Raw genomic sequence first — 26,947 nt, 5'->3', positions numbered from 1 at the left:
CAAGATGAGATTTCCCAATTTAGTAAGACCCCTTGAAGACGACGAGGTTGATAGGTTCGGGGTGGAAGTGCAGCAATGCATGGAGCTGACGAATACTAATCGGTCGAGGGCTTATCCAAATGAAATTCCAAGCTTTTCTTTGTTTCGCATCTAGTTTTCAGGGAATAATACCTGAAGATGATTGATTTGACTTATTGGAGAGATACCCAAGTGGCTATAAGGGGCTCCTCTGCTAAGGGAGTAGTCGTGTAATGCGTGCGTGGGTTCGAATCCCACTCTCTCCGCCAGATCAAAATCAATAGGGCGGTGTAGCTCAGCTGGCTAGAGCGTACGGTTCATACCCGTGAGGTCGGGGGTTCGATCCCCTCCGCCGCCACCAAAAAAGTACTTGATAAAGTGGAAAGACCATGATAATATAGTAAAAGTCTTGTCAAAATGATAAGGACGCTTAGCTCAGCTGGGAGAGCATCTGCCTTACAAGCAGAGGGTCGGCGGTTCGATCCCGTCAGCGTCCACCATACGCCGTTGTAGCTCAACTGGTAGAGCAACTGACTTGTAATCAGTAGGTTGGGGGTTCAAGTCCTCTCGACGGCACCACTTTAAATTAGGAGCTGTGGTGTAGAGGCCTAACATGCCTGCCTGTCACGCAGGAGATCGCGGGTTCGAATCCCGTCAGCTCCGCCATTTAAAATATAATAAGGGATGATGAACCCATAGGGTTCGTTGGAGCATAAGCTTCGGAAGGATTGCATCGCAGTCTCGCACGAAGTAAGAGTATCCCGTCAGCTCCGCATCACAATCATTATAGTAAGGCTCGATAGCTCAGTCGGTAGAGCAGAGGACTGAAAATCCTCGTGTCGGCAGTTCGATTCTGTCTCGAGCCACCATTTTCAACTGAATATTAGTTGTGGAGGATTAGCGAAGTGGCCAAACGCAGCAGACTGTAAATCTGTTCCCATCGGGTTCGGTGGTTCGAATCCATCATCCTCCACCATTTTGAGAGCCATTAGCTCAGTCGGTAGAGCACCTGACTTTTAATCAGGGTGTCGAAGGTTCGAATCCTTCATGGCTCACCATTTATTTCAAATCAACTTCCAATTGGAAGTTTTTTTTGTATATTTAAATAAAGATGTTGTATTACTTTTTTTGAAGCAGGTTGCTGCTCTTAGTAGAATAAAATAGCATGTTGACCAATCCATCCTACATAAATATCTATATGAAGTGTGAAATATGTTTTTGTTAAACATATTTATTTATGTGCAAGGGAGGGAGTTTGATGAGCGCAATTATTGGGTTAGATATAGGTAGAAGTTACGTAAAATCATATACAGGATCTAAAATATTTCATTTTCCTGCGATTATTGGAGAATGGAGAGAACGTAAATTAATAACTGATTATGGTGAGAATGCGATTGAATGTAGATTTAATGATGAGAGATTTTTCGTCGGTACGTTGGCGCAAAATGAATCAGATTTTTGTAGAAATATGATGACAGAGAATAAATCTCATGATGATGCACGTTTGTTAGCTTTAATATCCATTCATAAAGCAGCACTATCTGAAAATATCACAGTTGTTACAGGTTTACCCGTAGCACAACATAACGAGTTAAATAAGAAGGAATTACAGGATTTATTAATTGGTTACTGGGAAATTGAAGTAAACGGCATTCTGAGGAATTTTCATATTTCAAATGTGAAAGTAGCTGTAGAAGGTGGTGCTGCTTTTTGGTCGTCACCTAAAGACGGTTTAATCAGAGTTATTGATGGTGGAAGTAAAACGATTAATTATGTAACAATGATCAATCGACGTTATGTTGATCGTGAATCCGGATCCCTTCCTTTTGGGTTTGGCACGAATAAATCTGACAATCATAAAGAGCTTGCAAATCGAATAGCGGGTGAAGTAAGTAAGAAGTGGGGAGATCACGACGAAGTATGGGTTGTTGGCGGGTGTGCGCGGGAGTTAACAGGCTTGTTACAACCGTACTTTCCTAATGCCAAACCATTACAAAATCCCTTATATGCAAATGCAATTGGCTATTATCGCATAGGAAAATCGGTGGAATCATGAGTTATAAAAGAAAAACAGTTTATTTTAATATGGAAAATGAAAAACAAAAAGAGCTGTACGAATGGTGCACTAGTGAACGTTATAATTTTAGTATGTTTATAAGAAATTTATTATCCATGTATAAGGATAATAAAGTATTGATAGAAAATAAATCTGTGAATGACCTTTCAGTTTTACAGCCCACAGAAGAAGATAAAATGTATATGAATGATATTCTGTAACCAGAAATTATATAAGTATATTTTATAAATTAACTTTATCACTTTATCTAAATAAATATTGAAATGTTAACCAGTAGTTGACACTTAGCTGAAAAATATGATAACATCAACTAGCATCATAAATTTAGAGCAATAACTTTATAACATGCGCGTGTGGCGGAATTGGCAGACGCACTAGACTTAGGATCTAGCGTTTTACGACGTGGGGGTTCGACTCCCTTCACGCGCACCACTCGAACAAAATTCACCGATAGGTGATTTTTTTTATTTCTCCATTAAACACCCAATACTCCTCTTTAGCGAATAATCCCTTTCATTTTTGGACAAGTTTTTTGAATTCATACATAATTAATATGGATGTAATTTATATTACAGATAAATGTAATAACTATCTGGTATATTCACTTTAGAAAAGAAAATATCCTTTGCGGAAAAAGGTGTGAAAATAAATGAAACAATATGATCTAATTGTCATTGGAGGCGGAGCAGGTGGTTTAACTGCAGCAGCAGGTGGTGCAAATTTTGGGGCAAAAGTTGCTTTAATCAACAAAGGTTCATTAGGTGGAGATTGTCTATGGACTGGATGTGTACCTACAAAATCATTAATTCAATCGGCTAAAATTATACAGACAGCAAAAAAAGCCAGTATTTTTGACCTGGAAGTTAATGGTCTGCCAAATTTTAAGGTGGCAAAAGACCGTTTAAATCAATCTATTTCAACAATTCAGAAACATGATGATGATCAACGGTTTATTGACATGGGGATTGATGTGTACCATGGGTCTGCATCATTTAAAAATGCAAACGAAGTGAACATTGAAGGACAAACATCGATACGAGGTAAACGGATTGTAATTGCTACAGGTTCGAGACCTATGATTCCACCTATCGAGGGAATAAAAGAAACAGGATTCCTAACAAATGAAACCGCTATACAATTAGATAAACAACCTAAGTCGTTACTAGTTGTTGGTGGAGGACCCATCGGACTAGAATTTGCACAATCGTTTACTAGGTTTGGAACCAAGGTAACCATAGTAGAAATGGGTATTTCTATTTTAGGCAAGGAAGATTCAGACCTTGTTCCCTATGTAATTAAATCGTTAGAAAAAGAAGGAGTTCAATTCATTACGGGTGCGAAAGTTTTAAAAACAGAGAAAACTGACTTTGGGAAACAAGTAACAATTGAACATAACAATCAAAAGAAAATCCTGCAATTTGATGAGGTTTTATTGGCTTCAGGTCGTGTTCCAAATTCTGATAAATTAGAGCTCGAAAATGCAGCTATCAACTCAAATAAAGGTTACGTTACAGTAAATCAAAAATTGCAGACAAATGTCCCTCATATATATGCTATTGGAGATGTGAATGGATATTATCCTTTTACTCATAAAGCTGGTTACGAAGGAAAACTAGTGGTTTCCAATGCTGTATTTGGTTTGAAGCGAAATGTTAATTACTCAAATCTCCCTTGGGTTACTTACACTGATCCTGAATTATTCCATTTAGGATTAACAGAGGAAGAAGCGAGAAAAACAGGGAAAGAGATTAAAGTTTACAAAACAACGCTAGATGATGTGGATCGGTTTGTATCCGATCATGAAACGAAGGGTTTAATAAAAATAATTACAGATAAAAAAGGTGTTATTTTAGGGGCACATGCAGTTGGTCCAGGAGCAGGAGATTTCATGCAAGAGGTTGTTTTTGCAAAACAGTATGGTCATAAAATTGGCTCCATATCCAATGTCATTCATCCTTATCCAACACATGTTGGAGGCGTTCAGAGAACAGCGGATTTATACTGGAGAGAAAAGCTAGCTTCAAGCTCAATCACAAATATTTTGAAAAAGTATGTGAAATGGTTTAGGTGAGAGGAGGGTGTTATTATCATGCAGAATCGTAGTATCAAAAAAATATTATTATTTGGTCTATTTATCTCTGTTGGAATTACCATTTTATTTGTCTTTGATCTTCGTCGATTTACTCCAGAAAATATAAGGGATTTTATTTTATCTTTTGGAGTATGGGCGCCTTTATTATATATATTTCTTTATACAGTTCGACCTTTAGTTTTTTTCCCAGCCATCGTTTTAACTTTATCTGGGGGATATACTTTCGGTCCGTGGTGGGGTACGTTATACGACTTAATTGGGGCCACGCTTGGAGCCTGCTTGGCTTTTATCATTGCACGAGCTTTGGGAAGAGAAACCGTAGAACGTTGGCTAGGTGATAAAATGAAAAAGATGGATAATATTTCAGAGGAAAAAGGATTTCGAACTATTTTGTTTATTCGACTAGTTCCTTTGGTTCCTTTTGATGTAATAAATTATGGAGCAGGTCTATCCAAGGTGAAATTAAAAGACTATGCACTGGCTACTTTAATTGGAATTATACCTGGAGCATTTGCTTATAATTATTTGGGTGCTTCCTTTCATAATTTTTCATCACAATTTTATTTTGCAATCACATTAGTGCTAATTTTAATGCTGATTCCAACCGTATATAAATGGACAAAAAAAAGAAAAAGAAATTTAACGAATATTTAAGGATAGAAAAGGGGTTGTTATTTTTGAAAAAATTAATCATTACTGTATTAAGTTTACTTCTGATTGTTTTAGCAGGATGTGGAGTTCAACAAGAGCAAGCACAAGAAGGCACCTCTTTAAACCTATTAGAAACAGACTGGGAAACGATTTTAGATGAGGCTGAGGGACAAACGGTTAATTTTCATATGTGGGGTGGTGACGATCGCTATAATCGTTACATTGATGAATGGGTTACCCCTAAATTAAAAGAAGAAACAGGAGTAATATTAAATCGAGTTGCGATTACAGATACGAAAGATGTCATCAATAAATTGCAAAATGAACAATCTGTAAATAAAACAGATGGAACTGTAGATATCATTTGGATAAATGGTGAGAACTTTAAACTTGCAAAAGATAATGGATTGTTATGGGGCTCATTTGCTTCACAGTTGCCTAATGTGAATCAATATGTAGATATCAATGCTCCTGACATTCAACTTGATTTTGGTGAAAATACAGAAGGGTTGGAAGTCCCTTGGGGAAAAGCGCAATTTGTTTTTATATATGATGAGACAAAAATATCACACCCGCCTAAATCAATGAAGGAGCTGGGAGAATGGATCAAACAAAACCCAGGAAAATTCACTTATCCCGCTCCACCAGATTTTACGGGGAGTGCATTTGTAAGACAAGCGTTATATGAAACTACAGGCGGTTATGAACAGTATTTAAATTCTGAAAATGTAAAGGAATGGGACTACACTCCTTTATGGGATTATTTAAATGAAATTGAATCGAATTTATGGCGAGGAGGAGAAACCTACCCTGAGAGTTTAGCCAAGTTAGATCAACTTTTTAGCAATGGGGAAGTTTGGATGACGATGGCTTATGATCCAGGAAAAGCATCTAGTCAAATTGAAAAAGGCGTTTTTCCTGAGACAACACGTACTTTTGTTTTAGAAGGAGGTACACTATCTAATACACATTATTTGTCTATTCCTTTTAATTCTGAGCATCAAGCAGGAGCGATGGCTGCCATTAATTATTTATTGTCACCTGAGGCACAGTTTTCAAAGATGAATCCAGAGCACTGGGGAGAAGGCATGTCATTAGATCCTTCTAAACTTTCCAATGAAGATCGTGAGCAGCTAAAATCGTTGGATCTTGGCATCGCTACTTTACCAGCTGAAGAACTAGCTAATTTTAAAGTACCAGAAATACCAGCGAACTATGTAAAATGGTTAGAGGAAGGCTGGTTTGAATATGTGGCAAAAAGGTAATCCATATCTATATGTGTTACCTGCTGTATTTTTTATGATTATATTTTTTTTCGGAGGGATACTGCAGGGATTGCTTCAAAGTTTTGGTGTATCGATGCTTCATCATGATACACAGTTTTCATTCACAGCTTATCAGAAATTAATTCAATCTGTGGACTTCTGGCTATCCCTTATCCTTACTTTTAAAATTGCCTTTTTATCGACTTTATTTTCGGCTATGTTTGGTATGATTTTTGCGTTTATTTTATTTATAATATCTTTAAAAGCACATACGGGAACAAGTTTTACTTTTTTTTATCGAATATTTCAATATCCTTTAGTGATACCTCATCTAGCTGCAGGTTATTTATTTTTGCTGTTGCTGATGCAGAGTGGGTGGATTTCTAGAATGAGTTATCATTTAGGATGGATTGAAGAGATTCATCAGTTTCCTATCCTTGTGAACGATACTTTTGGTTGGGGAATCATTTTAGCTTATTCTTGGAAAGAAGCACCCTTTATAACATTAATGGTTTATCCTGTTTTGTTAAGAATCCATAAATCATGGTATGAAGTTGCAAAATTATATGGTTCAAATATGAATGAATTTATTAAAAATATCGCACTCCCACTAGTTTTACCTGCTTGGTTATCATCCATATTTATTGTATTTGCATTTACATTTTCAGCCTTTGAAATTCCTTATTTATTAGGAGTGACCTATCCACAGTTGCTTCCTGTTTACTCTTTTGAATTATTTATGAATGGTGGATGGGAGGAACGTTCACAATCTTTAGCATTAAATATTATTTTGGCTTTTGTTACAGCGATTTTGGGATTGATATCCTATAAATTAAGCAAACGTTGGTTATCTAGGGAAAGGAGGGGATGGGAATAAGGCTAAAAAATGGTTGGCAGATTCTTATGTTTCTTTTTTTAATCTTGTTTTCTATCCCAGTAGTCCCGCTTGTAATCACTAGTTTTTCTGCAGGATGGAGATGGCCTGAATTTTTACCAAATCAGCTTAGTTTGAGAGCTTGGGAATATGTTTTCTCACCTTATGCTAGCACGTGGGAAGCGATTGGAAATAGTGTATTTATAGCAATGATGGTAACTTTAATCAATATTCTTCTTTGTTTACCAGCGGCAAATGTAATCGCTAGAATGAATTTTAAAGGGAAAATATGGATTGAAGGTATATTATACGCTCCATTAATTATACCGCCCTTCATAACCGTGATGGGAATCCATCTCACCTTCATTCATTTAGGTTTTACAGAATCTCTTTTGGGTGTAATTATCGCTCATATAGCACCAACCATGCCATATATGTTAAGAGCATTAATCATTAGTTATCAAACGTTAGGATTCCAATGGGAGGAGCAAGCAAGAATGTTGGGTGCAGGAAGGTTGAATCGGCTTCGAATTGTTTTGCTGCCACACATACTCCCAGGTATCGTAGCAGGGTCTAGTCTGACGATTCTTGTTTCATTAAGTCAGTATCTAATTACCTTTCTTATAGGTGGGGGTCATGTTGTTACACTACCTATCATTTTGTTTCCATTTATCAGTGGTGGGGATATAGCCATAGGCTCTGCGTATACTATCATATTCGGTGGTCTTGCTCTGTTATCTCTTTGGATGATGAACGCGTTATTAAAACGATATTATAAAGCTCGTATCATCTTTACAGGTTAATTGTATTTTATGATTATATTTTATCGATTTTGGAGGATATAAATGGGGAATTTAGTGATTAGTAGCATTAAGAAAAAGTTTCATAATCATCATGGAGATTTGAGTCAAAATCCCTCTTTTCAATTATATCCTATCGATCTAACGATTCAGGAAGGTGAATTTTTTGGAATTTTAGGACCTTCAGGTTGTGGAAAAACAACGTTTCTTAAATGTATAGCGGGGTTAATTTTTCCGGACTCAGGGGATGTGTTGTTAGGAAAGAAAAATTTAACGTATGTCCCTCCAGAGAAAAGACAGTTTTCGATGGTGTTTCAACAGCCATTATTATTTCCTCATTTGAGGGTGATTGATAATGTTGCTTTTGGTTTAAAAATGCAGGGGATAAATAAAAAAGTGCGGTTAAATAAAGCAAAAGAAATGCTGCAAGCGGTTGGATTATCTGGGTATGAATTAAGACATCCCTCTGAATTAAGTGGAGGGCAGCAGCAGAGAGTTTCTTTAGCAAGAGCTATCATCATGAATCCTAAAGTATTATTTTTAGATGAACCATTTAGTGCATTAGATCCAGATTTACGAGAAGAAATGCGAGAGTTGGTAAAACAGCTTCATCAAACGTATAAGGTGACGGTATTGATGGTTACACATGACAGAGAGGAAGCCTTTCAATTAGCTGATCGACTTGCCATAATGGATGAGGGTAAAGTCCTACAAGTAGGGACTCCAAAAATCTGTTATGAAGAACCTGAGAATATTAAAATAGCGCAGTTCTTAGGCTCAAAGAATATGATAGAAGGTGAAGTTTTAAAAAGTAAATTTATAGGAAAATATTTTGAAACATCTTTTGAGTATGATGATTTTAATAGTAATAAAGGCTGGCTGATCATTCGTCCTGAATTATTCAAGCGCACTGAATCGGAAACTGAGGATCAAGATATACAGAACTTTAAAGGGAGAATAAAAGAAGTATCTTATCGCTCTGGTTTTGTTCATTATAAAGTCAATGTAAAAGGACAATCCCTTTATGTAATTGAACCAAATCAATCTGATTTACCTGAGGTGAATGAACAGGTAACCTTGCAACTAAATATGAAAAAAGTACACTTTATCCCGCAAAATGAGGAATAGATGATGAAGATGGGGGATAGGGTTCAATAATAAGTGTGAGGAGTGAGAGACGGATGTTAGATACACATGCTCGTCATGTTGTGCAGCCATTTATAAAACGAACAGCTATATCACTTTTAAACATAGGATTAACAGCCAATCAAGTCACATGGATTGCATTTCTTATCGGAGTTAGTACTGGTATTTTTATATATTTTAATGATTTGATTATTGCTGTTATTTTGCTTTGGATCTCTGGATTTTTAGATGCAGTGGATGGTTCGATGGCTCGTGAGCAGAAAAAGACAACAGCTTGGGGTACGGTCATGGATATTACCTTTGATCGAATAGTAGAGCTTTCTGTGATCATTGGATTAGCCGTAACTTTTCCAGAAGCACAGCTTGTTTTATTGCTATTAACCGCATCGATTGTATTTTCGATGACCGTATTTTTAACCGTTGGGGCATTATCAGAGAAAAAAGGAATTAAATCTTTTTATTATCAAGCAGGATTAGCTGAACGTACAGAAGGGTTTATTTTACTATCACTCATGATTTTATTAAATAACTGGCTGATATGGATTACGCTTCTGTTTTTTATCGTTGAAATGATTACGGCATTGCAAAGATTGTTAGAGGCAAGAAAGATTCTGAAGGATTAAGCATTAGATAGATAAAAGTAATAGCACAATTATACTAAAGGCCGTCTTTAGACGGTTTTCTTTCTTTTTTCTAGACCAATGACCATAAAAGTAGTAAATTTATATAATAAAGAAATTAAATCTAAGTTAATTGTTGATTTGAGAAGTATATTTTAAGTCAGCTTTATTGTATAACGTAAGAGTCACCGATTAGTAATTTTCTTAGTATGTTAATGTAATAGGAGTTGAAGGGATTTAGACATGGATAAAGTAAAAAAATGGCTTGCTGTGTTACTTGGGAAACGTATTTTTAAAACTGGATTATCCGTTTTTATAACGGCAACCATTTGTGAATTATTAAATTGGCCAGTATTGTTTGCAATCATTGCTGCAATCGTAACGATTGAACCTACAGTGAATGCATCGATTCAAAAAGGAAAAATTCGTTTACCAGCTGCTGCTATGGGGGCTGGTGTTGCTATGTTTTTTGACTATACACTGGGACAAACCCCAATCTCTTATGCATTAGCAGCATTCATTACGATATTATTATGCCATAAGTTTCGTTGGGACGATGCAATTATCGTCGCTACTTTAACAGCTGTAAATATGATAGCCATAACTGAAAATGATTTTCTTGTTAGCTTTGTAACAAGGGTGGGTACCACTTCGGTCGGTATTATCACCTCTATTGTGGTAAACTTTTTTGTGCTTCCACCCAATTTTATGGGACAAATATCCAAGGCCAAAACAAATTTAATGAGTGACACTAAAAATTTGCTTGATAAAATTATTTCTTTTCAATTGGATCAAAAAGGAAATCAAGAAGATCTGGAAAACTCACTTACGTCTCTACAGAAACGGTTAGATCATACAATTAAATTAATTGAATATCAGAAGGAAGAATATCGCTATCATCGTTTTAAAAACACAGAGTATAAACTATTAAAACGAATACAGACAAAGTTAAAATTATTAGATAAAATAAATCATCATGTTTACGATATGTTGTATTTAACATCAGAGGATCGATGTATGCATACAAACGATAAAGATATATTAAAGAAAGCATGGTTTGATATATCTATATATTTTGACTGGGAACACAAAAATACGGCGAAGAATTTTGAAATTCATCAAAATATATCAGCGCTCTTTTATTTATTACACAGACAAATTGATGTTGAACAAACAGAAGATTATATGGATAAAAGCAGTTCCATTGCATATGAATTATTAGCGATACATTCTTTAATTTGTAAAAGGTCATTTTTGAAACCAACCCAGTAATAAGCAAATGAGAATGCTCATATTATCACTTGGTTAATAAAATTAATCTTCTAAAATAAAAAATGGATATCAATATTTAGTGAGGTATATTAAGAGGGAAAGTTAATAACATTCGAGTGTTGTAGTCACTTTTTATAAGTTAAGTTATCGTTTTTAAGACCAAAATAAGTGATTTTGTCCAATGGAAAATTGAGGGAATAGTATTCCATTGGACATGTGAAACAAAGTGTTAAAACGTAAAGTAAATATATAAAATTATATTTACATGTCATCAATATTAACATCATTTCTTGAAAAATGCACTGCATCAGACTAAAATTCCCAAAAAAAACTATAAATTAACACAAAGCGTTACATAACATAACATATTTTAAGAAGGTGAATAGTGTTTTGAATGAATGTAAGATGACTTAGGAGATTGTATCAATTTTTATGAATTGGGATCGTATGAGCCAAGCTTATTTCGGAAAAACTAACGATCATTGACATGTAAGAGGATGTGGTCGTAATTTTAATTTATCTAATCCCATTTATCGTGGCTTTTGGAACGGTTTACGCATTGGTACCTGTAATGAAAGATACAGCCGTAAAAATAAAGTTTGTGGATCGTCCGAATAAAAGAAAAATACATCATACCCCGATTCCTTTAATGGGTGGTGTGATCATTTATCTCGGTTGTATATGTTCTATGTTGATTTTTGATGGATTTTCCACAAGGACATTAACATTGCTCATTGGAGGGACGATGTTACTGTTCACGGGATTAATAGATGATTGGTATAAAACAAAAGGCTTAGATTTTCCTATACTGCCTAGAATCATTGTTTATGTATTAGCAGCGTCTGTTCCAATTTATTATGGGTTAGAAATTAAAGGAATAACGAATATAACAGGTCAAGGGATGATATTTTTCCCTAGCTGGATTAGTTGGGTAGTAACGATCCTTTGGGTTTTTTGTATTACAAATATGGTGAATTTTATTGATGGGGTTGACGGTTTAGCAACGGGGATAGTGACTATATCTGCTTGTACTTTATTTGTAGTTTCAATGTTAAAAGATCAGCAGGGATCAGCGATCATGGCAATCATACTTGTTGCATGTTGTTTAGCTTTTCTTGCATATAATTTTTACCCTGCGAAAATATTTATGGGTGATGCTGGTGCAATTTTTTTAGGATATGCACTTGCGATTCTCTCTTTGGATGGGGCATTAAAAAGTGCGACAGTGGTATCTATTGTTGTGTCTGTGTTTGCAATCGGAGTTCCAATATTTGATACGATTTTTGTATTAATTAGAAGAATAATTCAGAATAAAGGTTTACATAAAGCAGATAATCTTCATACACATCACAGCTTGATGAAATGGGGACTTACTCAAACTCAAACAGTCTCTTTTTTATATTTAATCGGTGTTGTGTTTTCATTGGTGTCCATTATTATATTTCTTATTTTTAAATAACCAATTTATGTATGAAAGGTTTTCTGTGAAAAAAATAAATTGACAACATTCTTGTTTCAGTGTTAAGGTTATATAGAATTTTTAATATGAAATTTTTAGAAAAGGAGGGTTTTTAATGAACTACATGACAATGTTATTTCAAAAGATTGATTTTAGAGTTGATTTTAGAACATATCATATCGATTTAGAGACCTCTCCATCGGTGGATTTATTTTAAAAAATAATCCATTTCATTTACATAAACGATGGCACAGGTCATATCTGATCTGTGCCTTTTTATTTTCTTTTATGAAAAAAGGCACTATCATTCATTGATATTGCCTTTTTTGTTTTCTTAAAAGTGAAAATATAACAAAAATTAGTATAAATTTCATATGAAAATTTCTGATATTTTTAATGGAGGTGAGGTTTATTGGAAAAAATAACTTGAAAAAGGACATTTGTATGATAACATATATACAAACACATGTTCGTTAAAATATTTAATTATTTATGAAAGGGGGAGAAAGTTTGTTTTCAGTATTAGTCAAATTAAGCTGGTTCTTTAAAAGGCATTGGATTCGTTATAGTATAGCTATTTTTTTACTCATCTTAGTAGGTGTATTGGAAATCATTCCACCAAAAATGTTAGGAATAGCCATAGATTACATACAGAATGGCTCGCTAACTTTTAATAAATTGCTTGATATAATTTTGATATTAGGCGGATTGGCACTTATTATCTATGTGATTACCTACGTATGGATGTATCAATTGTTTGGTGGTTCATTTCTTGTTGAACGTACAAAACGCTCTAGACTCATGAAGCATTTATTGAAAATGACACCTACTTTTTATGAAAAAAACAAAACCGGGGATTTGATGGCTAGAGCTACGAATGATTTAAAGGCGATATCCATGACAGCAGGATTTGGTGTTTTGACACTTGTAGATTCATCGATTTATGCCTCTGTTATATTATTGTCTATGGGTTTTATGATTAGTTGGAAGCTAACATTTGCAGCCATTATCCCGTTGCCGCTAATGGCGTTGGCAATGAATAAATACGGTAAAGTTTTGCATGAAAGATTTACAGAAGCTCAAAATTCATTCGGTGAGATGAATGACCAAGTGCTTGAATCCATTGCGGGTGTTCGCGTAGTTCGGGCTTATGTGCAGGAGAGAGCGGATCAAGGAAGATTTGCAGCAGCTACAACAGATGTTTACAACAAAAATATATCGGTAGCAAAGGTTGATTCATTGTTTGAACCGACTATTAAAATTTTGGTAGGGTGCAGTTATTTAATTGGGTTAGGTTACGGAAGTTATCTTGTATTTCATAATGAGCTTACATTAGGGGAACTTGTCACTTTCAACATCTATTTAGGAATGATGATCTGGCCTATGTTTGCCATTGGTGAATTGATCAATGTGATGCAGCGTGGAAATGCATCTTTGGATCGCGTAAGTGAAACACTTTCGTATGAGCCAGATATTAAGGAGAAGGAACAAACGATAAGAGTGATGACTGCTAAGGATATTCAATTTAAAAATGTCACTTTTAGATACCCATCTTCAACATTTGATAACTTAAAAGATGTATCATTTACACTTGGGCGTGGTGAAACACTTGGAATTGTAGGTAAAACAGGTAGTGGTAAAACCACTCTGTTAAAGCAGTTGCTACGTGAATATCCTCTTGGAAAAGGCAATATTACAATTACCGATACCTTCATTGATGATATGTCACTTCATGATTTAGGAAAATGGATCGGGTATGTGCCACAAGAACAAATTTTATTTTCAAAAACCGTTCGCGAAAATATTTTGTTTGGAAAAAATGATGCAGACGAACGTGACATTGAAAAGGCATTGGAGCTCGCGTCGTTAAAAAAAGACCTAAATACTTTTCCTGATGGATTAAAAACATTAGTTGGAGAAAAGGGTGTGGCCTTATCAGGTGGCCAAAAGCAAAGAGTTTCCATAGCTAGAGCGATTATTGCTAATCCAGAGATTCTAATTCTTGATGATGCATTATCTGCTGTAGATGGCAAAACGGAAGCAAGAATTATAAGTAATTTACAAAGAGAACGAAAAGGAAAAACAACGCTCATATCTACACATCGTTTATCAGCTATACAGCATGCGGACTGCATTATTGTACTTGATAACGGAGAGATTGTACAACGAGGAACACACGAACAATTAGTTAAAGAAGATGGTTGGTATAAGGAGCAGTACGAACGTCAGCAACTTGAGGACGTGGAATAGGAAGAGGTGAAAATGTGAGTACTGGAAAAAGATTGTTTGCTTATGCATTAAAGTTTAAAAAAACGATTATATTGGCTTTGTTAATGTTATCTGTAGCGGTAGTGGCTGAATTGTCAGGTCCTTTAATTGCGAAGCAGATGATTGATAAACACATTCTAGGAATTGAATATCAATGGTATGAAACTTCAGTAAAAGATGAATATTCAGTTCAATATGAAGGTCATTGGTACAAACGAAGTGATCATTTTGAAGGAATCGAAGAAAAAGGTTCAGAAATTCGAGTGCTTCAAGTGGAAAGAGATTATTATTTTATACCTGAATCCATTTTATTTGATGGGAGCAGAAGTGTTGAAAACAATACATTAACAATTACGAAGGGTGAAGAAATAACAACTTATCCTGCTGCAAAATTGACAGCGGCACAACTGTTTCAGTTTTATAAACCAGAAACAAAGAGCTTAATTCAATTAAGTGGTATTTATATGGTATTAATTTTGATTTCGGCTTTATTCCATTATGGTCAGACGTTTTTCCTGCAAAAATCAGCGAATCAGATCATTCAGAAAATGAGGTCAGATGTATTTGAGCATATTCAAAAGCTACCAGTTCAATATTTTGATCATCGACCTGCTGGTAAAATTGTATCTAGAGTAACGAATGATACTGAATCAATTAAAGAGTTGTTTGTGAATGTATTAGCGAGCTTTTTTACAAGTGCTGTATATATGATTGGGATATTTGGTTTTGTATTTATTTTAGATCATAAACTTGCTTTTATTACTTTAATTGTTATTCCAATATTGATGATTTGGATTGTTGTATATCGAAAATTTGCATCTAAGTATAACCACGTCATTAAATCTAGATTGAGTGAAATTAATGGAATGATTAATGAATCAATACAAGGGATGGCCATTATAAGAGCATTTCGTAGACAAAAGGAAACAACAGAGGAATTTGAATTTTTAAATGAGGAATATTTTAAACATCAAAACAAATTATTGAATTTAAACTCATTCACATCTCATAACTTAGTTAACCTATTAAGAAACGGCTCATATGTAGCAATAATTTGGTACTTTGGAGGTGCTTCATTAGGAGTTGGTACGGTTATTTCAGTAGGAGCTTTGTATGCTTTTGTTGATTATTTAAACCGTTTGTTCCAACCTATTACTGGGGTAGTGAACCAATTGGGTCATATGGAGGAAGCCATTGTTTCAAGTCAACGAGTATTTCAACTATTAGATGAAAAAGGAGAAACATTCTCTGATGGTCAAATGGAAAGATATCGTGGTCATGTCGCTTTTGACCAAGTGTCATTTGCTTATAAAGATGAAGATTATGTGTTGAGTAACATCTCATTTGAAGCAAAACCTGGAGAAACAATTGCACTTGTAGGACACACAGGCTCTGGGAAAAGTTCAATTATGAATTTGTTATTACGTTATTATGATATTCAGAAAGGGAAAATCAAAATTGATAGTCAAGATATATCTGAGCTTCCAAAACAGTTTATTAGACAGCATATGGCCATTGTATTACAGGAACCGTTTCTTTTCACAGGTACGATTGCATCTAATGTAAGTTTGAATGATCCATCTATAGATCGAGCAAAGGTTGAAAAAGCATTACAAGATGTTGGTGCAGATCAATTAATAAAAAATCTAGCAAAAGGTTATGACGAACCAGTAATTGAGAAAGGAAGTACGTTATCTGCGGGTCAACGTCAACTCATTTCCTTTGCAAGAGCGTTGGCATTTAATCCAGCGATTCTGATATTAGATGAAGCTACTGCAAATATTGATACAGAAACAGAAGCGATTATACAAAATGCATTAGACGTACTGAAGAAAGGAAGAACGACTTTTATTATTGCACATCGCCTTTCTACAATTAGAAATGCGGATCAAATCATTGTGTTAGATCATGGTGAGATTTTAGAAAAAGGAAGTCATGAACAATTAATGAAAAATAGAAGTAATTATTATCAAATGTATCAAATGCAGCAAGGAAAGAGGAAAACAGCTTCAGCAACGTAAAATTAAAATAGCTGCAGCGACATAAAAATGAAAAATAAGGAGAGATTTAAATTGAGTACATTATTAATTTTTATTATTGGTATGGTGAGTGGTGCAGGTTTAGTGGCAGGAAAAAATAGTAATGGTGGAGCGGATAGAAAAGTTTATATAAGGGAGTACTTTTCCTCTATGCCTTTTGATGGTGATGACCGCATTTGGAAACATGATTATTAGTGATAGGAAATTTGGTAATTGAACACTAATATATAAGGTATAGAGAATTAATTTGAAAAAGTGAAATATTCCGTTCAATATACCAATATACATGGTAGTGAAAGTAAATTCATTAAAAGGATGAATAGGAGGGGATTACCTATGAAAACTTGTAATGTAATTGCTCTGTTGCTTGTAATTATTGGTGGTTTGAATTGGTTGTTAGTTGGTATCTTTGAGTGGGATCTAGTTGCTGAATTGTTTGGAGGCATGGATTCAATATTCTCTAAAATTGTATACATTATTGTTGGATTAGCCGCGATTTATTCATTGTCTTTTTTCAACAAAATTTCTCAAGATTAAGATGGAAAATTAAGATTTACCTTACCTTATTTGTAATTGTAATTTTCTAAGCCTGCTTTTTTAAGCAGGTTTTTCATGGTACATAATAATATTACATTTAATGGGTATCATACTAAATGATTGAAAATTTTCTCGAAATGTCAGGAGGTACTTTTTCATGAAAACACTAAACGTGATTGCGTTACTTTTAGTTATTATAGGTGGATTAAATTGGTTGTTATTTGGGCTTTTTCAATGGGACCTAGTTGGAGGTCTCTTTGGTGGAATGGATTCAGGTCTTTCCCGAACAATATATGTCATTGTAGGAATTGCAGCGGTTTATTCTTTTAGCTTTTTTAACAATGTAACATACGCAAGGAATGAGTAATTCAGAAATTGTATTGAATTAAAAAAGACTTTCATTACTATCTGAGAGTCTTTTTTACATTTTCTTATCGTTTTTGTAGTTTTGTAACAGTATAAAGGGTGAAACTTAGTTTATCCATTGTCTTCTATTCCAAATTGAGTATTATTTTTAAACGTTTTTTGAGTTTCTTTTAATTCAAGTTTCGTACTGATGATTGCACCAACGAAAATGATAATTGCAGAGATTACAAAGGCAGTTATTAGTGATGTGAATGTTACTAATGGTCCTGCCACAGTTGATCCCAGCAATATTCCTCCGATGAACAATGGGGTCAAAATACCATTTGTTCTCCCAACGAATTTTTCATCCACCATTTTTATAATGACCATGCCTAGTATGGTTTGCCACATAGCTAATATAAAACCAGTTAAAAATCTCATCGTTGCAGTTAATATAGTCCAAACAGACAAAACTTCAACGATGAGTGAGATGGATAAAAAGCATAATCCACCTACAATCACGGTTTTCATATTTAATTTATTACCTAGTATAGAGGCTATTACACTTCCAAATAACATTCCTATACCAGCCACCATATAAAACCATTGAATACTTTCTTTTTCTAACCCTAGTCGATGAATAACGATAAAAACATCGAGCGGCTGTACAATCCCTGCACCCAATCCAATAAAAACAAATGCGATCGCAATAAGGCTTAAGTTTTTAGAGTTTTTCACATATTGAATGCCTTCCTTCATTTCTTTTACAAAATTAGAAGGCAAATAATCTTTTTCTTCTTTTTTAGAGTTTGGAAGAAACAATAAAGTAAAAGTAGAAACGAGAAAAGCAATTGTGATACAAATTAAAGAAGCAATGAGTCCTAACCAACTATATATTAATGTTCCAATGATGGGTCCAATGATGAGAAATAATGCTTGCAAACTTTGAATGATTCCAATGGCTGGTGCAATCATTTCGTCAGGAATATGTCTTTTAAACATAATAGAAGATGAGGGTTGCGAAACCTGACTTACAATACTAGACACAAGTGTAGCCAAAAAAATCACCTGCCAATTTCCGTTTGTTACAAAAAAGATAATGATTAAGATAGATAACGCACTAGCAAAATCACCATATACCATTGTTTTTTTAGGATTCCATCGGTCTGCTAATGCACCTCCTATAAAAGAAAATAAAAAAATAGGTGCATATTCAATAACAGTTAGAAGTGAAACGTAAATCGGATTATTATTAGTTAATTCCATCACAAAAAATAACAACGCAATGTTTCGAATCCAGATGGCACTTTGTTGAATCAAATCAGTTAAAACAATAATTTGAAAAACTCTGTTTTTTAATAAAATCAACATTAAAACCTCCTACAATCATAATTATTGTACTTACTAATAGTTTAGCTATATATAAAGTTAAGACATCTTAACTATTAATCAATAAAACGTTACATATCCACACTATAACCTTTCTTATTAATTTTAAATAATAGAATAGTTAACATAACTTTATAATTAACTCTCCTTAACTATTAGCTAAAAAAATTTAGTTTTCCTCTTTTTTTTGAATTTCAATAGCAATTTTATAAAGTTTTTCCTGTAAATCCACTAAATTTTCTAAATCCTTTTTATCTAATTTAGAATAATATTTTTGAATGAGATGTAATTCGAATTTTGACATCAAATTATTATACTCAATTCCTTTTTCGTCAAGATGGACAATGATTTCTCTTCGATTATTTATATTTATTTCTCTTTTTAAATATCCTTTTTTTTCTAGTTTATTGATAAGTTGTGTTGCTGCGCTTGGTGTGATGGAGAAATGTTTAGCAATCTCACTATTTGTCAAAGATTTTTTGTTTAGCAAATCTAATAAGATACTTTGTTTCGGAGTTAGATTAAGCACTTCTTTATCAACTAATTTGTGATATTCATCTAAAAATATAGAGTTTAGAGCGTCTGAAGAGGCTTTTATTTTTTTATAATAAAAAGCAGTAATGTCTTCCATAAAATTCACCTTTATCACTTTGATTATTAACAGTATAAAACATTTATAAAGGTTAAGCAATCTAAAATGTTAATTCAATTAAATAGTTTATGAATATCTAATTAGCTGTATGCAGTTTTGGAGAAGTATTTGTGAACCTATACAGGTTGGTATATTTACATTCTGAACGGTATAATAAAATGACTTAAAGTATGTTTATTTGAAGTATTTCTAATACACTTCAATGATTAGTTTATATAATGCTAAGGAGTCCATGTCATGAATTGGGATGAAATAAAAACTAAACTAGAGCAAATCTTAGATATACAATTTAAATGGGAAGTTTTACATAAAAACGAGTGGTTTATTGATGGCAATATTATAGAGGAAAATAATCAAATATATTTTTACTTATATTCTGAAGGCAACCATCATTATACCTTTTCAGTAAACCAAACATCCTTAACTCCCTCTGAGAAAAGTTTGATTGAAATGGCCATAGACACATGTCGATCAAATCAGGTTCAAACTGAATTAACAAGTGAGGAACAAAAACCCTATACTCTCCGTGATTGGATTATGAATCAGCTTCAGTACGGTTCGGATCATGAGAAACTGCCTGAATCATTATTACAAACGCCTCAACTATTAAAAAATAATATACCTATTTTGATACAAACGCATGTATCAGACCAAAATATAGGAACAGATGAAGAATTGTTCAGTTTATTGCAGTCTTTTTATGATTCTCATATTGTATTTGTCCCTCTTTCCAATAAAGAATACTTATTATTATGTTCTCTAGATTTAATAGAAGAGGAAATAGAAGAGCAGGGTAAGGACATAGAACAAGAAATGGAGGATTCTTTACAAGTTTTTAGTTCTAGTTTATATGAGATGTTGTTGAGTGAGTGGGTGGGTAAATGTCATATTGCAATACATTATCCTATAGTGCCAAGTGAATCAGTGTTACTTATTATTAAACAATTAAGAGAAATTATGGAGTTGGGTCAAAATTATTGTCAAAATGAGTACATATACTCCCCATGGAATCTATATTTAGAAGCATTATTGGATATATTACCGGATGAAGCGAGAAGACATTTTATTGAACGTGTATTTAAACAAGTTGATTTTGTTTTGGATGTAGAAATGAAAACGACCTTAGAGCAATTTTTTAATACAGGTTGTAATGTGAGTGAAACAGCAAAGAAATTATATATCCATCGCAATACATTAATTTACCGTTTAGATAAGTTTAAACAAGAAACTGGATTAGATGTAAGGGTTTTTAATCAGGCGGTATTAGTAAAGGTATCTTTATTGTTGTATAAAGTAACAAAACGACATTAATTATTTTGTACAACTTGCACATAGGCTTTTTTATCTTGCTAAGATACAATTATGGATATAATCATTGTCGAGGAGGAATTTTAACATGGCTGGTCTAAGTCTAAAAAACATTTATAAAATATATCCAAACTCTGAAACTCCATCTGTATCTGATTTTAATTTAGAAATCGCAGACAAAGAATTTTTGGTGCTGGTAGGTCCTTCTGGTTGCGGAAAATCTACTACACTTCGAATGATAGCAGGATTAGAAGAAATTTCTAAAGGTGAGTTGTATATTGGAGATCGATTGGTTAATGATGTTGCGCCAAAAGATCGTGATATTGCAATGGTGTTCCAATCCTATGCGTTGTATCCGCATATGACGGTTTATCAAAATATGGCATTTGGTTTGAAATTACGTAAAATGAAAAAGGCTGAAATAGAAGAGCGCGTTCGTGAAGCAGCAAAAACCTTAGATATTGAGCATTTATTAGAGCGTAAACCAAAAGCGTTATCAGGGGGGCAACGTCAACGTGTTGCTTTAGGTCGTGCTATTGTTCGTGAACCACAAGTGTTTTTAATGGACGAGCCCTTATCTAATCTTGATGCAAAACTCCGTGTACAAATGCGTACTGAAATTGGAAAACTGCATAAACGTTTAGAAACAACGTTTATTTATGTAACACATGATCAAACTGAAGCGATGACAATGGGAACTCGCATCGTTATTATGAAGGATGGTTTAGTTCAACAAGTAGATTCCCCTACACAAGTATATCATCATCCTATAAATATGTTTGTAGCTGGTTTTATCGGCTCGCCATCTATGAACTTTATTGAAGGGAAATTGGATGAAAAAGGAAAAGATGTACACTTCACAGCTGAAGGTGTGGATATTGTAATTCCTGAAGGAAAAGCTAAAACCCTTCGTGAAAAAGGTTACTTATTAAAAGATATTATACTAGGTGTACGTCCAGAAGATATTCATCAGGAACCTGTTTTCTTAGAAGCATCTCCGAATAGCATTATTAATGCACACATTGATGTCTCTGAAAACTTAGGACATGAAATGAACTTATACCTTTCTGGGCTTGGAAATAAGATGTTTGTTGCTCGTGTGGATGGTCGTGCTAACATTAAAGAAGGATCAAACATTCAACTTGCTTTTGATATGAACAAAATTCATATTTTTGATAAAGATACTGAATTAAATGTTTTTGAAAATTAAGATTTGATTCAAATTCTGTAAAGGTCAGCTTATGTTGCTGGCCTTTTTAACACTTTAAAAATTTATAAATTAAACTCTCCTCTGTTTTCTCCTTAGAGGCTCGCCAATCGGTGAGTTTTCTTTTATGTATAGGAAAGGTTAATTGGAAGTTCATATCTTGTTTTTTCAGATCATTTCCATTACGATGAAATTATATAAGTACGTGTTCAAAAAGTTTAGTTTTCAGCACCGAGAAGATTGTGCGATCAGAAGCCAGTGTTTTCGGGGCCCCCGAAAAGTATTAGGACTATACTCCAAAGCATTTCTTCACTTTTTGGGGTAAAGCAAGTGTAGAGATTGGTTACATGAGCACCGGACTTCAAATGTGAGTGCAATATTCGATGTCGAAATCACTTCCTCGCCCCACCTTCGTGATCACTACTTAAATCCAGTCACTTCCATGTGACTAACGTAGTACCAGCACGTCCTGTGCTGGCAAAAGTGGACTTTTTGAACAATCTCTATAAATTATGGGTGTCTAAAAGGAGAACATAATCATATGCCCAAAAAAGTAAAAGTAAAAGAATTAGTAAAAAAATTAGACTTGGAAGTTGTATGTGGGCAAGAAGGGTTAGATCGATACATAACGGTTGCAGATATATCGCGGCCAGGGTTGGTGATGGCAGGATTCTATGCGTATTATCCGAAGGAACGTGTTCAGATTTTAGGAATGACAGAATTAACTTATTTTAAAACTTTAAGTAATGAAGAAAGATTTCAAAGAATGCATGAAATTTGTCAAGATGAAACACCTTGTATTTTTATTACTCGTAAATTGGAAGCTCCAGAAGAATTAGAAGCTATTGCATCAGAGAAAAATATTCCAGTCATAAGAAGCTCCTACTCAACAACGATTTTGATTAGCAGAATAACAGGATTTTTAGAAAATAAATTAGCTCCTACAACAACGATTCACGGTGTATTAGTAGATGTTAATGGAGTAGGGATGTTAATAACAGGACATAGCGGGATTGGTAAAAGTGAAACTGCATTAGAATTAGTCAAGCGAGGTCATCGTTTAATTGCTGATGATGCGGTTGAAATTAGACAGACTGCTGACAATGATCTATACGGTAGTGCTCCTGATTTAATTAAACATCTGTTAGAAATTCGTGGTGTAGGCATTATTAACGTAATGACCTTATTTGGTGCTGGGGCCATTCGAAATATTAAAAAAATAACACTTGTAGTGAAGTTGGAAACATGGAATCAAGAAAAGCAATATGATCGTTTAGGTTTGGATGAAGAAACAACTCAAATTATTGATACCAAAGTTCCTCTTGTTACTATTCCAGTTAGGCCAGGTCGTAACCTTGCTGTTATCCTTGAAGTTGCAGCTATGAATTATCGTTTAAAACGTATGGGATATAATGCAGCAATGCAATTTACGAATAAATTAACTGAAACGATAGCTGATGAAGAAGACATTGATTAGTTTAAAATGAGGTTGTTCAAAAGAAATATAAGGAGGAAATTGCATGTTTTATGTTATTGATCCTGTCTTGTTTTCAATTGGTCCAATTGATGTGCATTGGTATGGGATTATATTAGGAAGTGCAGCTTTAGCGGGTTTATTACTAGCCATTTTAGAAGGTAAGAGGTTTAATTTGTCTCCTGACTTCTTTTTAGACTTACTGTTAATTGGAGTCCCATCTGCAATCGTTGGTGCAAGGTTATACTACGTTGCTTTTAAATGGGATAGTTATAAAAACGACCCGTTAGAAATTATCATGATTCAAAATGGTGGACTAGCTATCCATGGGGCTCTCATAGGTGCTGTCATCGGAGCCGCTATTTATTTTAAAGTGAAGCGAGTGAGTTTTTGGCGTATTGCAGATATATGTGCACCATCTTTAATTTTAGGACAAATGATTGGACGTTGGGGAAACTTTATGAATCAGGAGGCTCATGGTGGTCCAGTAGCTGAAACTTTTTTAAGAGATACACTTCATCTACCTGATTTTATTGTGAATCAAATGTACATAGAGGGTATATTTTATCACCCTACGTTTTTATATGAATCGATTTGGAACTTAGCTGGATTATTGTTATTATTCGTATTGCGTAGAAGACCATTTATGAAGTCTGGTGAAATGTTTTTCACTTATATTATGTGGTATTCATTAGGACGTTTCTTCATCGAAGGATTGCGTACGGATAGTTTAGCTTTTACAGGTCCTCAATTTTTCGCTGATTTTATGGATATTCTATGGGCTCCAATGTCATTGATATTTGGCGATGCAGGGAATATGGCATATGGGAATATTAGAATCGCGCAGTTTATTAGTTTATTACTCATTTTGTTCGCGATAGTTATGATCATCATACGCAGAATGAAAAATCCGAACCTTCCAAAGTACTCAGATCCAATTGAACGATACTAGAGGTTGATTTTCAGCAGTGAACACGTATTAATATAGATAGTGAGGAATTTAGTTTGAGAAATACAGAACGTTTCCCTATGCAAGGAAACAATTCATTATGGCAAATTTATAAAACGGTTAGCAAATGGAAGGGGTTTCGTAATTTTATATTTATTCAGATTACACGCTACTCCCCTTCTCTAAGGCTGAAAAATTGGATTTATAGAAATATATTAGGGATGAAGGTTGGGGAACAAACTGCCTTTGCATTAATGGTCATGGTAGATGTTTTTTTTCCAGAAAAAATTCATGTTGGTGAAAACTCTATTATTGGATATAATACAACCATTTTAGCTCATGAATATCTTATTGATGAATATCGTTTAGGTGAGGTTCATATCGGCTCAAATGTATTGATTGGAGCAAATACAACCATCCTCCCAGGAGTTACCATTGGGGATCATGCAGTGATTGCCGCTGGGTCAGTTGTACATAAGGATGTAGAAGCAGGCAGTTTTGTTGGCGGAAATCCTATTCAGGTCATAAAATCAAAACAATGAAAACCCTCGACTCTTTTTAAATAAAATGTGAGTAGAGCAATAACCGTTGACGTTATTGCTCTTTTTGTGTTAAAATTGATTACTCTTTAACTTGGTAGCATACTAAAGCGTTTTGGGTTGATGAGAAGTATTTAATGAGGTGAAGTCGGTGTCAAAACCAAAAGTATTTGAAAAACCATCGGGTGTAAGAGATTATTTGCCTTATGCTGTCCGTGGGTTGAGAACAATAGAAAATAATGTAATACATTGCATGGAAAAGTGGGGATATCAGGAAATTATTACACCTACATTAGAATATTACGATACAGTAGGTATAGCAAGTTTAACGTCAGATCACAAGCTTTTTAAGCTTTTAGATAAAAAAGGTACAACATTAGTTTTAAGATCAGATAACACAGCCCCAATTGCTAGGGTTGTTTCATCGTTGTTAAAAGATGAACCCCTTCCTATTCGGTTGTCATATCATTCTAACGTGTTCAGAGCGATGAAGGATGAAGCGGGAAGAGATGCTGAATTCGTTCAGACAGGTGCGGAGTTAATTGGAGATGGATCTCCTGATGCAGATGCTGAAATCATTGCACTTGCTATATCTTCTCTAAAAGCAGCGGGTATTGAGAATTTTAAAATTGCATTGGGTCACATGGGATTTCTACAAGGTTTATTTGAAGCAACATTAATTGCTAATCAAGAAGAACAAACCATCTTAAAAGAGCATTTATTAAATAAAAATTATGTCGGTTATAAACAAGCGATTAAACATTTGTCTATTCCAGAGGGAGCAAAACAGGAGTTAGAAGGTATTTTAAAGCTAAGAGGTGGAAAAGAAATTTGTGAGCTAGCTAAAACCTATATCAACGATCCATCAACTAAACAATCCATTCATCATTTGTTTGAAGTGTGGGAAGTATTAGAAGCCTATGGTGTTTCTGAACATGTCGGTATTGATTTAACGATGCTTGGAGATTTCTCTTATTATACCGGAATGACTTTTGAAGGTTATGCAGGTAAACTTGGTTTCCCAGTATGCAGTGGGGGTAGGTATGATAACTTACTCACTCAGTTTGGTAGACCCGCACCTGCGACAGGATTCTCATTAAAAACAAATCGAATTTTAGAGGTTGTGACTCAGAATTCTAATCATGAATTTCCTCGTACCTTAATTTTATATGATGAACATCACCGTACGGAAGCGTTAAAACATGCACAAATGTTAAGAGCTGATGGTCAAATCATTGAAACTCGAAAAACAACGTCCTTAGTTGAATCAAAGTCTCATCTATTACAAAACTACACAGACATTATAAATATGACGAAAGGGGGTAAGTAAGTAAATGGAGATGTTAAAAGTAGCCATGCCTAAAGGTAGAATTTTTAAACAAGCATCTCAGTTGTTCCGTGATGCAAACATACCTATTCCTGAAGATTTTGACGATTCACGAAAATTAATCATTCCTATTCCGGAAGCAAATATGGAGTTTATTATGGCGAAACCAGTAGATGTCCCCACTTACGTTGAATATGGTGTAGCTGATGTTGGCATTGTTGGTAAAGATGTGTTGATGGAGGAAAATCGAGATGTATATGAACTTATAGATCTTGGTATTGCTAGATGCAGAATGTCTGTGATCGGGCTACCTGCGTGGAAGGAAGTCATGAATCCAAAGGTTGCTACAAAATACCCTAACCTAGCTAGTCAATATTTTAGAGAACGTGGTCATCAAGTAGAAGTGATTAAATTAAATGGTTCCATTGAACTTGCTCCTTTAATTGGATTGTCTGATCGAATTGTAGATATGGTAGAAACAGGCCGAACGCTTCGTGAAAATGGATTGGTAGAGTTAGAAGAAATGTTTTCTATTACAAGTCGTTTAATCGCAAATCGAGTGAGTTATCGGATGAAAAACAACGTAATTCAACTACTTTGTGATCAGCTTCAATCGGTAATAGAAATCAAGGTATAAAC

25 protein-coding genes, 9 tRNA genes and 1 rRNA gene are annotated in these 26,947 nt (G+C 34.3%); 33 read left to right on the top strand and 2 right to left on the bottom strand.

What is annotated here, in order from left to right; all coding sequences use genetic code 11:
- The 26 genes from EPK97_RS17850 to EPK97_RS17725 all read left to right on the top strand — a co-directional run.
- A 23S ribosomal RNA gene (locus EPK97_RS17850) occupies positions 1–119 on the top strand; the annotation flags it as partial.
- A 77-nt stretch (positions 120–196) separates the two neighbouring features.
- A tRNA-Ser gene (locus tag EPK97_RS17845) sits at positions 197–287 on the top strand.
- A gap of 15 nt (positions 288–302) precedes the next feature.
- Positions 303–379, top strand: a tRNA-Met gene (locus EPK97_RS17840).
- A gap of 63 nt (positions 380–442) precedes the next feature.
- Positions 443–518: transfer RNA gene (locus EPK97_RS17835), tRNA-Val, on the top strand.
- Positions 519–521: 3 nt separating this feature from the next.
- Positions 522–597: transfer RNA gene (locus EPK97_RS17830), tRNA-Thr, on the top strand.
- A 10-nt stretch (positions 598–607) separates the two neighbouring features.
- Positions 608–684 (top strand) — tRNA-Asp (locus EPK97_RS17825).
- 127 nt (positions 685–811) lie between these two features.
- A tRNA-Phe gene (locus tag EPK97_RS17820) sits at positions 812–887 on the top strand.
- Between the two features lie 22 nt (positions 888–909).
- Positions 910–994: transfer RNA gene (locus EPK97_RS17815), tRNA-Tyr, on the top strand.
- A gap of 6 nt (positions 995–1,000) precedes the next feature.
- Positions 1,001–1,076: transfer RNA gene (locus EPK97_RS17810), tRNA-Lys, on the top strand.
- Positions 1,077–1,276: 200 nt separating this feature from the next.
- Positions 1,277–2,074: a ParM/StbA family protein gene (locus tag EPK97_RS17805; RefSeq protein ID WP_162037980.1), complete on the top strand. Its 798-nt coding sequence runs from the start codon at positions 1,277–1,279 to the stop codon at positions 2,072–2,074.
- Positions 2,071–2,295, top strand: a complete 225-nt coding sequence (locus tag EPK97_RS17800) for a hypothetical protein (protein WP_162037979.1) — start codon at positions 2,071–2,073, stop codon at positions 2,293–2,295. Before EPK97_RS17805 ends, EPK97_RS17800 begins: the two co-directional genes overlap by 4 nt.
- A 147-nt stretch (positions 2,296–2,442) precedes the next feature.
- Positions 2,443–2,527 (top strand) — tRNA-Leu (locus EPK97_RS17795).
- Positions 2,528–2,744: 217 nt separating this feature from the next.
- The gene (locus EPK97_RS17790; RefSeq protein WP_162037978.1) at positions 2,745–4,166 is read left to right on the top strand and encodes a dihydrolipoyl dehydrogenase family protein; all 1,422 of its coding nucleotides are present in this window, start codon (positions 2,745–2,747) and stop codon (positions 4,164–4,166) included.
- Positions 4,167–4,184: 18 nt separating this feature from the next.
- The gene (locus EPK97_RS17785) at positions 4,185–4,841 is read left to right on the top strand and encodes a TVP38/TMEM64 family protein (protein ID WP_162037977.1); all 657 of its coding nucleotides are present in this window, start codon (positions 4,185–4,187) and stop codon (positions 4,839–4,841) included.
- 23 nt (positions 4,842–4,864) lie between these two features.
- Positions 4,865–6,103 carry an ABC transporter substrate-binding protein gene (locus EPK97_RS17780; RefSeq protein WP_162037976.1) on the top strand — a complete coding sequence of 413 codons (1,239 nt, stop codon included), beginning with the start codon at positions 4,865–4,867 and terminating at the stop codon, positions 6,101–6,103.
- Complete coding sequence (locus EPK97_RS17775) at positions 6,087–6,980, top strand: ABC transporter permease (protein ID WP_162037991.1); 894 nt, start codon at positions 6,087–6,089, stop codon at positions 6,978–6,980. Before EPK97_RS17780 ends, EPK97_RS17775 begins: the two co-directional genes overlap by 17 nt.
- Positions 6,971–7,780, top strand: a complete 810-nt coding sequence (locus EPK97_RS17770; RefSeq protein ID WP_162037975.1) for an ABC transporter permease — start codon at positions 6,971–6,973, stop codon at positions 7,778–7,780. The genes EPK97_RS17775 and EPK97_RS17770 overlap by 10 nt, the downstream gene beginning before the upstream one ends.
- 42 nt (positions 7,781–7,822) lie before the next feature.
- Positions 7,823–8,905 carry an ABC transporter ATP-binding protein gene (locus EPK97_RS17765; RefSeq protein WP_162037974.1) on the top strand — a complete coding sequence of 361 codons (1,083 nt, stop codon included), beginning with the start codon at positions 7,823–7,825 and terminating at the stop codon, positions 8,903–8,905.
- 53 nt (positions 8,906–8,958) lie between these two features.
- Positions 8,959–9,546, top strand: a complete 588-nt coding sequence (locus EPK97_RS17760) for a CDP-alcohol phosphatidyltransferase family protein (protein ID WP_162037973.1) — start codon at positions 8,959–8,961, stop codon at positions 9,544–9,546.
- Between the two features lie 240 nt (positions 9,547–9,786).
- A complete protein-coding gene (locus EPK97_RS17755) occupies positions 9,787–10,815 on the top strand; it encodes an aromatic acid exporter family protein (RefSeq protein WP_162037972.1) in 1,029 nt (342 codons plus the stop codon).
- Positions 10,816–11,314: 499 nt separating this feature from the next.
- Positions 11,315–12,274 (top strand): MraY family glycosyltransferase, encoded by a 960-nt coding sequence (locus EPK97_RS17750; RefSeq protein ID WP_338075729.1) that lies wholly within the window; start codon positions 11,315–11,317, stop codon positions 12,272–12,274.
- A 510-nt stretch (positions 12,275–12,784) separates the two neighbouring features.
- Positions 12,785–14,524 (top strand): ABC transporter ATP-binding protein, encoded by a 1,740-nt coding sequence (locus EPK97_RS17745; protein ID WP_162037971.1) that lies wholly within the window; start codon positions 12,785–12,787, stop codon positions 14,522–14,524.
- A 14-nt stretch (positions 14,525–14,538) separates the two neighbouring features.
- Positions 14,539–16,563 carry an ABC transporter transmembrane domain-containing protein gene (locus EPK97_RS17740; RefSeq protein WP_162037970.1) on the top strand — a complete coding sequence of 675 codons (2,025 nt, stop codon included), beginning with the start codon at positions 14,539–14,541 and terminating at the stop codon, positions 16,561–16,563.
- A 51-nt stretch (positions 16,564–16,614) separates the two neighbouring features.
- Positions 16,615–16,776 carry a hypothetical protein gene (locus EPK97_RS17735; protein ID WP_162037969.1) on the top strand — a complete coding sequence of 54 codons (162 nt, stop codon included), beginning with the start codon at positions 16,615–16,617 and terminating at the stop codon, positions 16,774–16,776.
- 141 nt (positions 16,777–16,917) lie between these two features.
- Positions 16,918–17,118: a DUF378 domain-containing protein gene (locus EPK97_RS17730; protein ID WP_162037968.1), complete on the top strand. Its 201-nt coding sequence runs from the start codon at positions 16,918–16,920 to the stop codon at positions 17,116–17,118.
- Between the two features lie 157 nt (positions 17,119–17,275).
- Positions 17,276–17,485 (top strand): DUF378 domain-containing protein, encoded by a 210-nt coding sequence (locus tag EPK97_RS17725; RefSeq protein ID WP_162037967.1) that lies wholly within the window; start codon positions 17,276–17,278, stop codon positions 17,483–17,485.
- A 110-nt stretch (positions 17,486–17,595) separates the two neighbouring features.
- Here the strand turns inward: EPK97_RS17725 and EPK97_RS17720 are convergent, their stop codons facing one another.
- The gene (locus tag EPK97_RS17720; protein ID WP_162037966.1) at positions 17,596–18,834 is read right to left on the bottom strand and encodes an MFS transporter; all 1,239 of its coding nucleotides are present in this window, start codon (positions 18,832–18,834) and stop codon (positions 17,596–17,598) included.
- 187 nt (positions 18,835–19,021) lie between these two features.
- Positions 19,022–19,483, bottom strand: coding sequence for a MarR family winged helix-turn-helix transcriptional regulator (locus tag EPK97_RS17715; RefSeq protein ID WP_170295561.1), 462 nt, complete (start codon positions 19,481–19,483; stop codon positions 19,022–19,024).
- 258 nt (positions 19,484–19,741) lie between these two features.
- Here EPK97_RS17715 and EPK97_RS17710 point away from each other — a divergent pair, with 258 nt between their 5' ends.
- The 7 genes from EPK97_RS17710 (at position 19,742) to hisG (ending at position 26,945) form a co-directional block, all read left to right on the top strand.
- The gene (locus tag EPK97_RS17710; RefSeq protein WP_162037964.1) at positions 19,742–20,815 is read left to right on the top strand and encodes a PucR family transcriptional regulator; all 1,074 of its coding nucleotides are present in this window, start codon (positions 19,742–19,744) and stop codon (positions 20,813–20,815) included.
- Positions 20,816–20,900: 85 nt separating this feature from the next.
- The gene (locus EPK97_RS17705) at positions 20,901–22,022 is read left to right on the top strand and encodes an ABC transporter ATP-binding protein (protein ID WP_162037963.1); all 1,122 of its coding nucleotides are present in this window, start codon (positions 20,901–20,903) and stop codon (positions 22,020–22,022) included.
- Positions 22,023–22,560: 538 nt separating this feature from the next.
- Positions 22,561–23,496: an HPr(Ser) kinase/phosphatase gene (gene hprK / locus EPK97_RS17700; protein ID WP_162037962.1), complete on the top strand. Its 936-nt coding sequence runs from the start codon at positions 22,561–22,563 to the stop codon at positions 23,494–23,496.
- 43 nt (positions 23,497–23,539) lie between these two features.
- On the top strand, positions 23,540–24,445 hold the full coding sequence (lgt, locus tag EPK97_RS17695) for a prolipoprotein diacylglyceryl transferase (protein ID WP_162037961.1): 906 nt from the start codon (positions 23,540–23,542) through the stop codon (positions 24,443–24,445).
- Positions 24,446–24,498: 53 nt separating this feature from the next.
- Complete coding sequence (locus tag EPK97_RS17690; RefSeq protein WP_162037960.1) at positions 24,499–24,984, top strand: acyltransferase; 486 nt, start codon at positions 24,499–24,501, stop codon at positions 24,982–24,984.
- Positions 24,985–25,132: 148 nt separating this feature from the next.
- A complete protein-coding gene (locus tag EPK97_RS17685; protein WP_162037959.1) occupies positions 25,133–26,311 on the top strand; it encodes an ATP phosphoribosyltransferase regulatory subunit in 1,179 nt (392 codons plus the stop codon).
- A gap of 4 nt (positions 26,312–26,315) precedes the next feature.
- On the top strand, positions 26,316–26,945 hold the full coding sequence (gene hisG, locus EPK97_RS17680; RefSeq protein ID WP_162037958.1) for an ATP phosphoribosyltransferase: 630 nt from the start codon (positions 26,316–26,318) through the stop codon (positions 26,943–26,945).
- The last annotated feature ends 2 nt before the right edge of the window (positions 26,946–26,947 follow it).

Source organism: Chengkuizengella sediminis, assembly GCF_010078385.1.
GTDB lineage: Bacteria > Bacillota > Bacilli > Paenibacillales > KCTC-33759 > Chengkuizengella > Chengkuizengella sediminis.
This window is presented reverse-complemented; position numbering and strand designations above follow the sequence as displayed.

What these genes read in the sequence shown, in the direction of transcription:
- EPK97_RS17805 (WP_162037980.1), top strand. Translation starts at nt 1,277, where the DNA reads ATGAGCGCAATTATTGGGTTAGATATAGGTAGAAGTTACGTAAAATCA.
- EPK97_RS17800 (WP_162037979.1), top strand. Translation starts at nt 2,071, where the DNA reads ATGAGTTATAAAAGAAAAACAGTTTATTTTAATATGGAAAATGAAAAA.
- EPK97_RS17790 (WP_162037978.1), top strand. Translation starts at nt 2,745, where the DNA reads ATGAAACAATATGATCTAATTGTCATTGGAGGCGGAGCAGGTGGTTTA.
- EPK97_RS17785 (WP_162037977.1), top strand. Translation starts at nt 4,185, where the DNA reads ATGCAGAATCGTAGTATCAAAAAAATATTATTATTTGGTCTATTTATC.
- EPK97_RS17775 (WP_162037991.1), top strand. Translation starts at nt 6,087, where the DNA reads ATGTGGCAAAAAGGTAATCCATATCTATATGTGTTACCTGCTGTATTT.
- EPK97_RS17770 (WP_162037975.1), top strand. Translation starts at nt 6,971, where the DNA reads ATGGGAATAAGGCTAAAAAATGGTTGGCAGATTCTTATGTTTCTTTTT.
- EPK97_RS17765 (WP_162037974.1), top strand. Translation starts at nt 7,823, where the DNA reads ATGGGGAATTTAGTGATTAGTAGCATTAAGAAAAAGTTTCATAATCAT.
- EPK97_RS17760 (WP_162037973.1), top strand. Translation starts at nt 8,959, where the DNA reads ATGTTAGATACACATGCTCGTCATGTTGTGCAGCCATTTATAAAACGA.
- EPK97_RS17755 (WP_162037972.1), top strand. Translation starts at nt 9,787, where the DNA reads ATGGATAAAGTAAAAAAATGGCTTGCTGTGTTACTTGGGAAACGTATT.
- EPK97_RS17730 (WP_162037968.1), top strand. Translation starts at nt 16,918, where the DNA reads ATGAAAACTTGTAATGTAATTGCTCTGTTGCTTGTAATTATTGGTGGT.
- EPK97_RS17725 (WP_162037967.1), top strand. Translation starts at nt 17,276, where the DNA reads ATGAAAACACTAAACGTGATTGCGTTACTTTTAGTTATTATAGGTGGA.
- EPK97_RS17720 (WP_162037966.1), bottom strand. Translation starts at nt 18,834, where the DNA reads ATGTTGATTTTATTAAAAAACAGAGTTTTTCAAATTATTGTTTTAACT.
- EPK97_RS17715 (WP_170295561.1), bottom strand. Translation starts at nt 19,483, where the DNA reads ATGGAAGACATTACTGCTTTTTATTATAAAAAAATAAAAGCCTCTTCA.
- EPK97_RS17710 (WP_162037964.1), top strand. Translation starts at nt 19,742, where the DNA reads ATGAATTGGGATGAAATAAAAACTAAACTAGAGCAAATCTTAGATATA.
- EPK97_RS17705 (WP_162037963.1), top strand. Translation starts at nt 20,901, where the DNA reads ATGGCTGGTCTAAGTCTAAAAAACATTTATAAAATATATCCAAACTCT.
- hprK (WP_162037962.1), top strand. Translation starts at nt 22,561, where the DNA reads ATGCCCAAAAAAGTAAAAGTAAAAGAATTAGTAAAAAAATTAGACTTG.
- lgt (WP_162037961.1), top strand. Translation starts at nt 23,540, where the DNA reads ATGTTTTATGTTATTGATCCTGTCTTGTTTTCAATTGGTCCAATTGAT.
- hisG (WP_162037958.1), top strand. Translation starts at nt 26,316, where the DNA reads ATGGAGATGTTAAAAGTAGCCATGCCTAAAGGTAGAATTTTTAAACAA.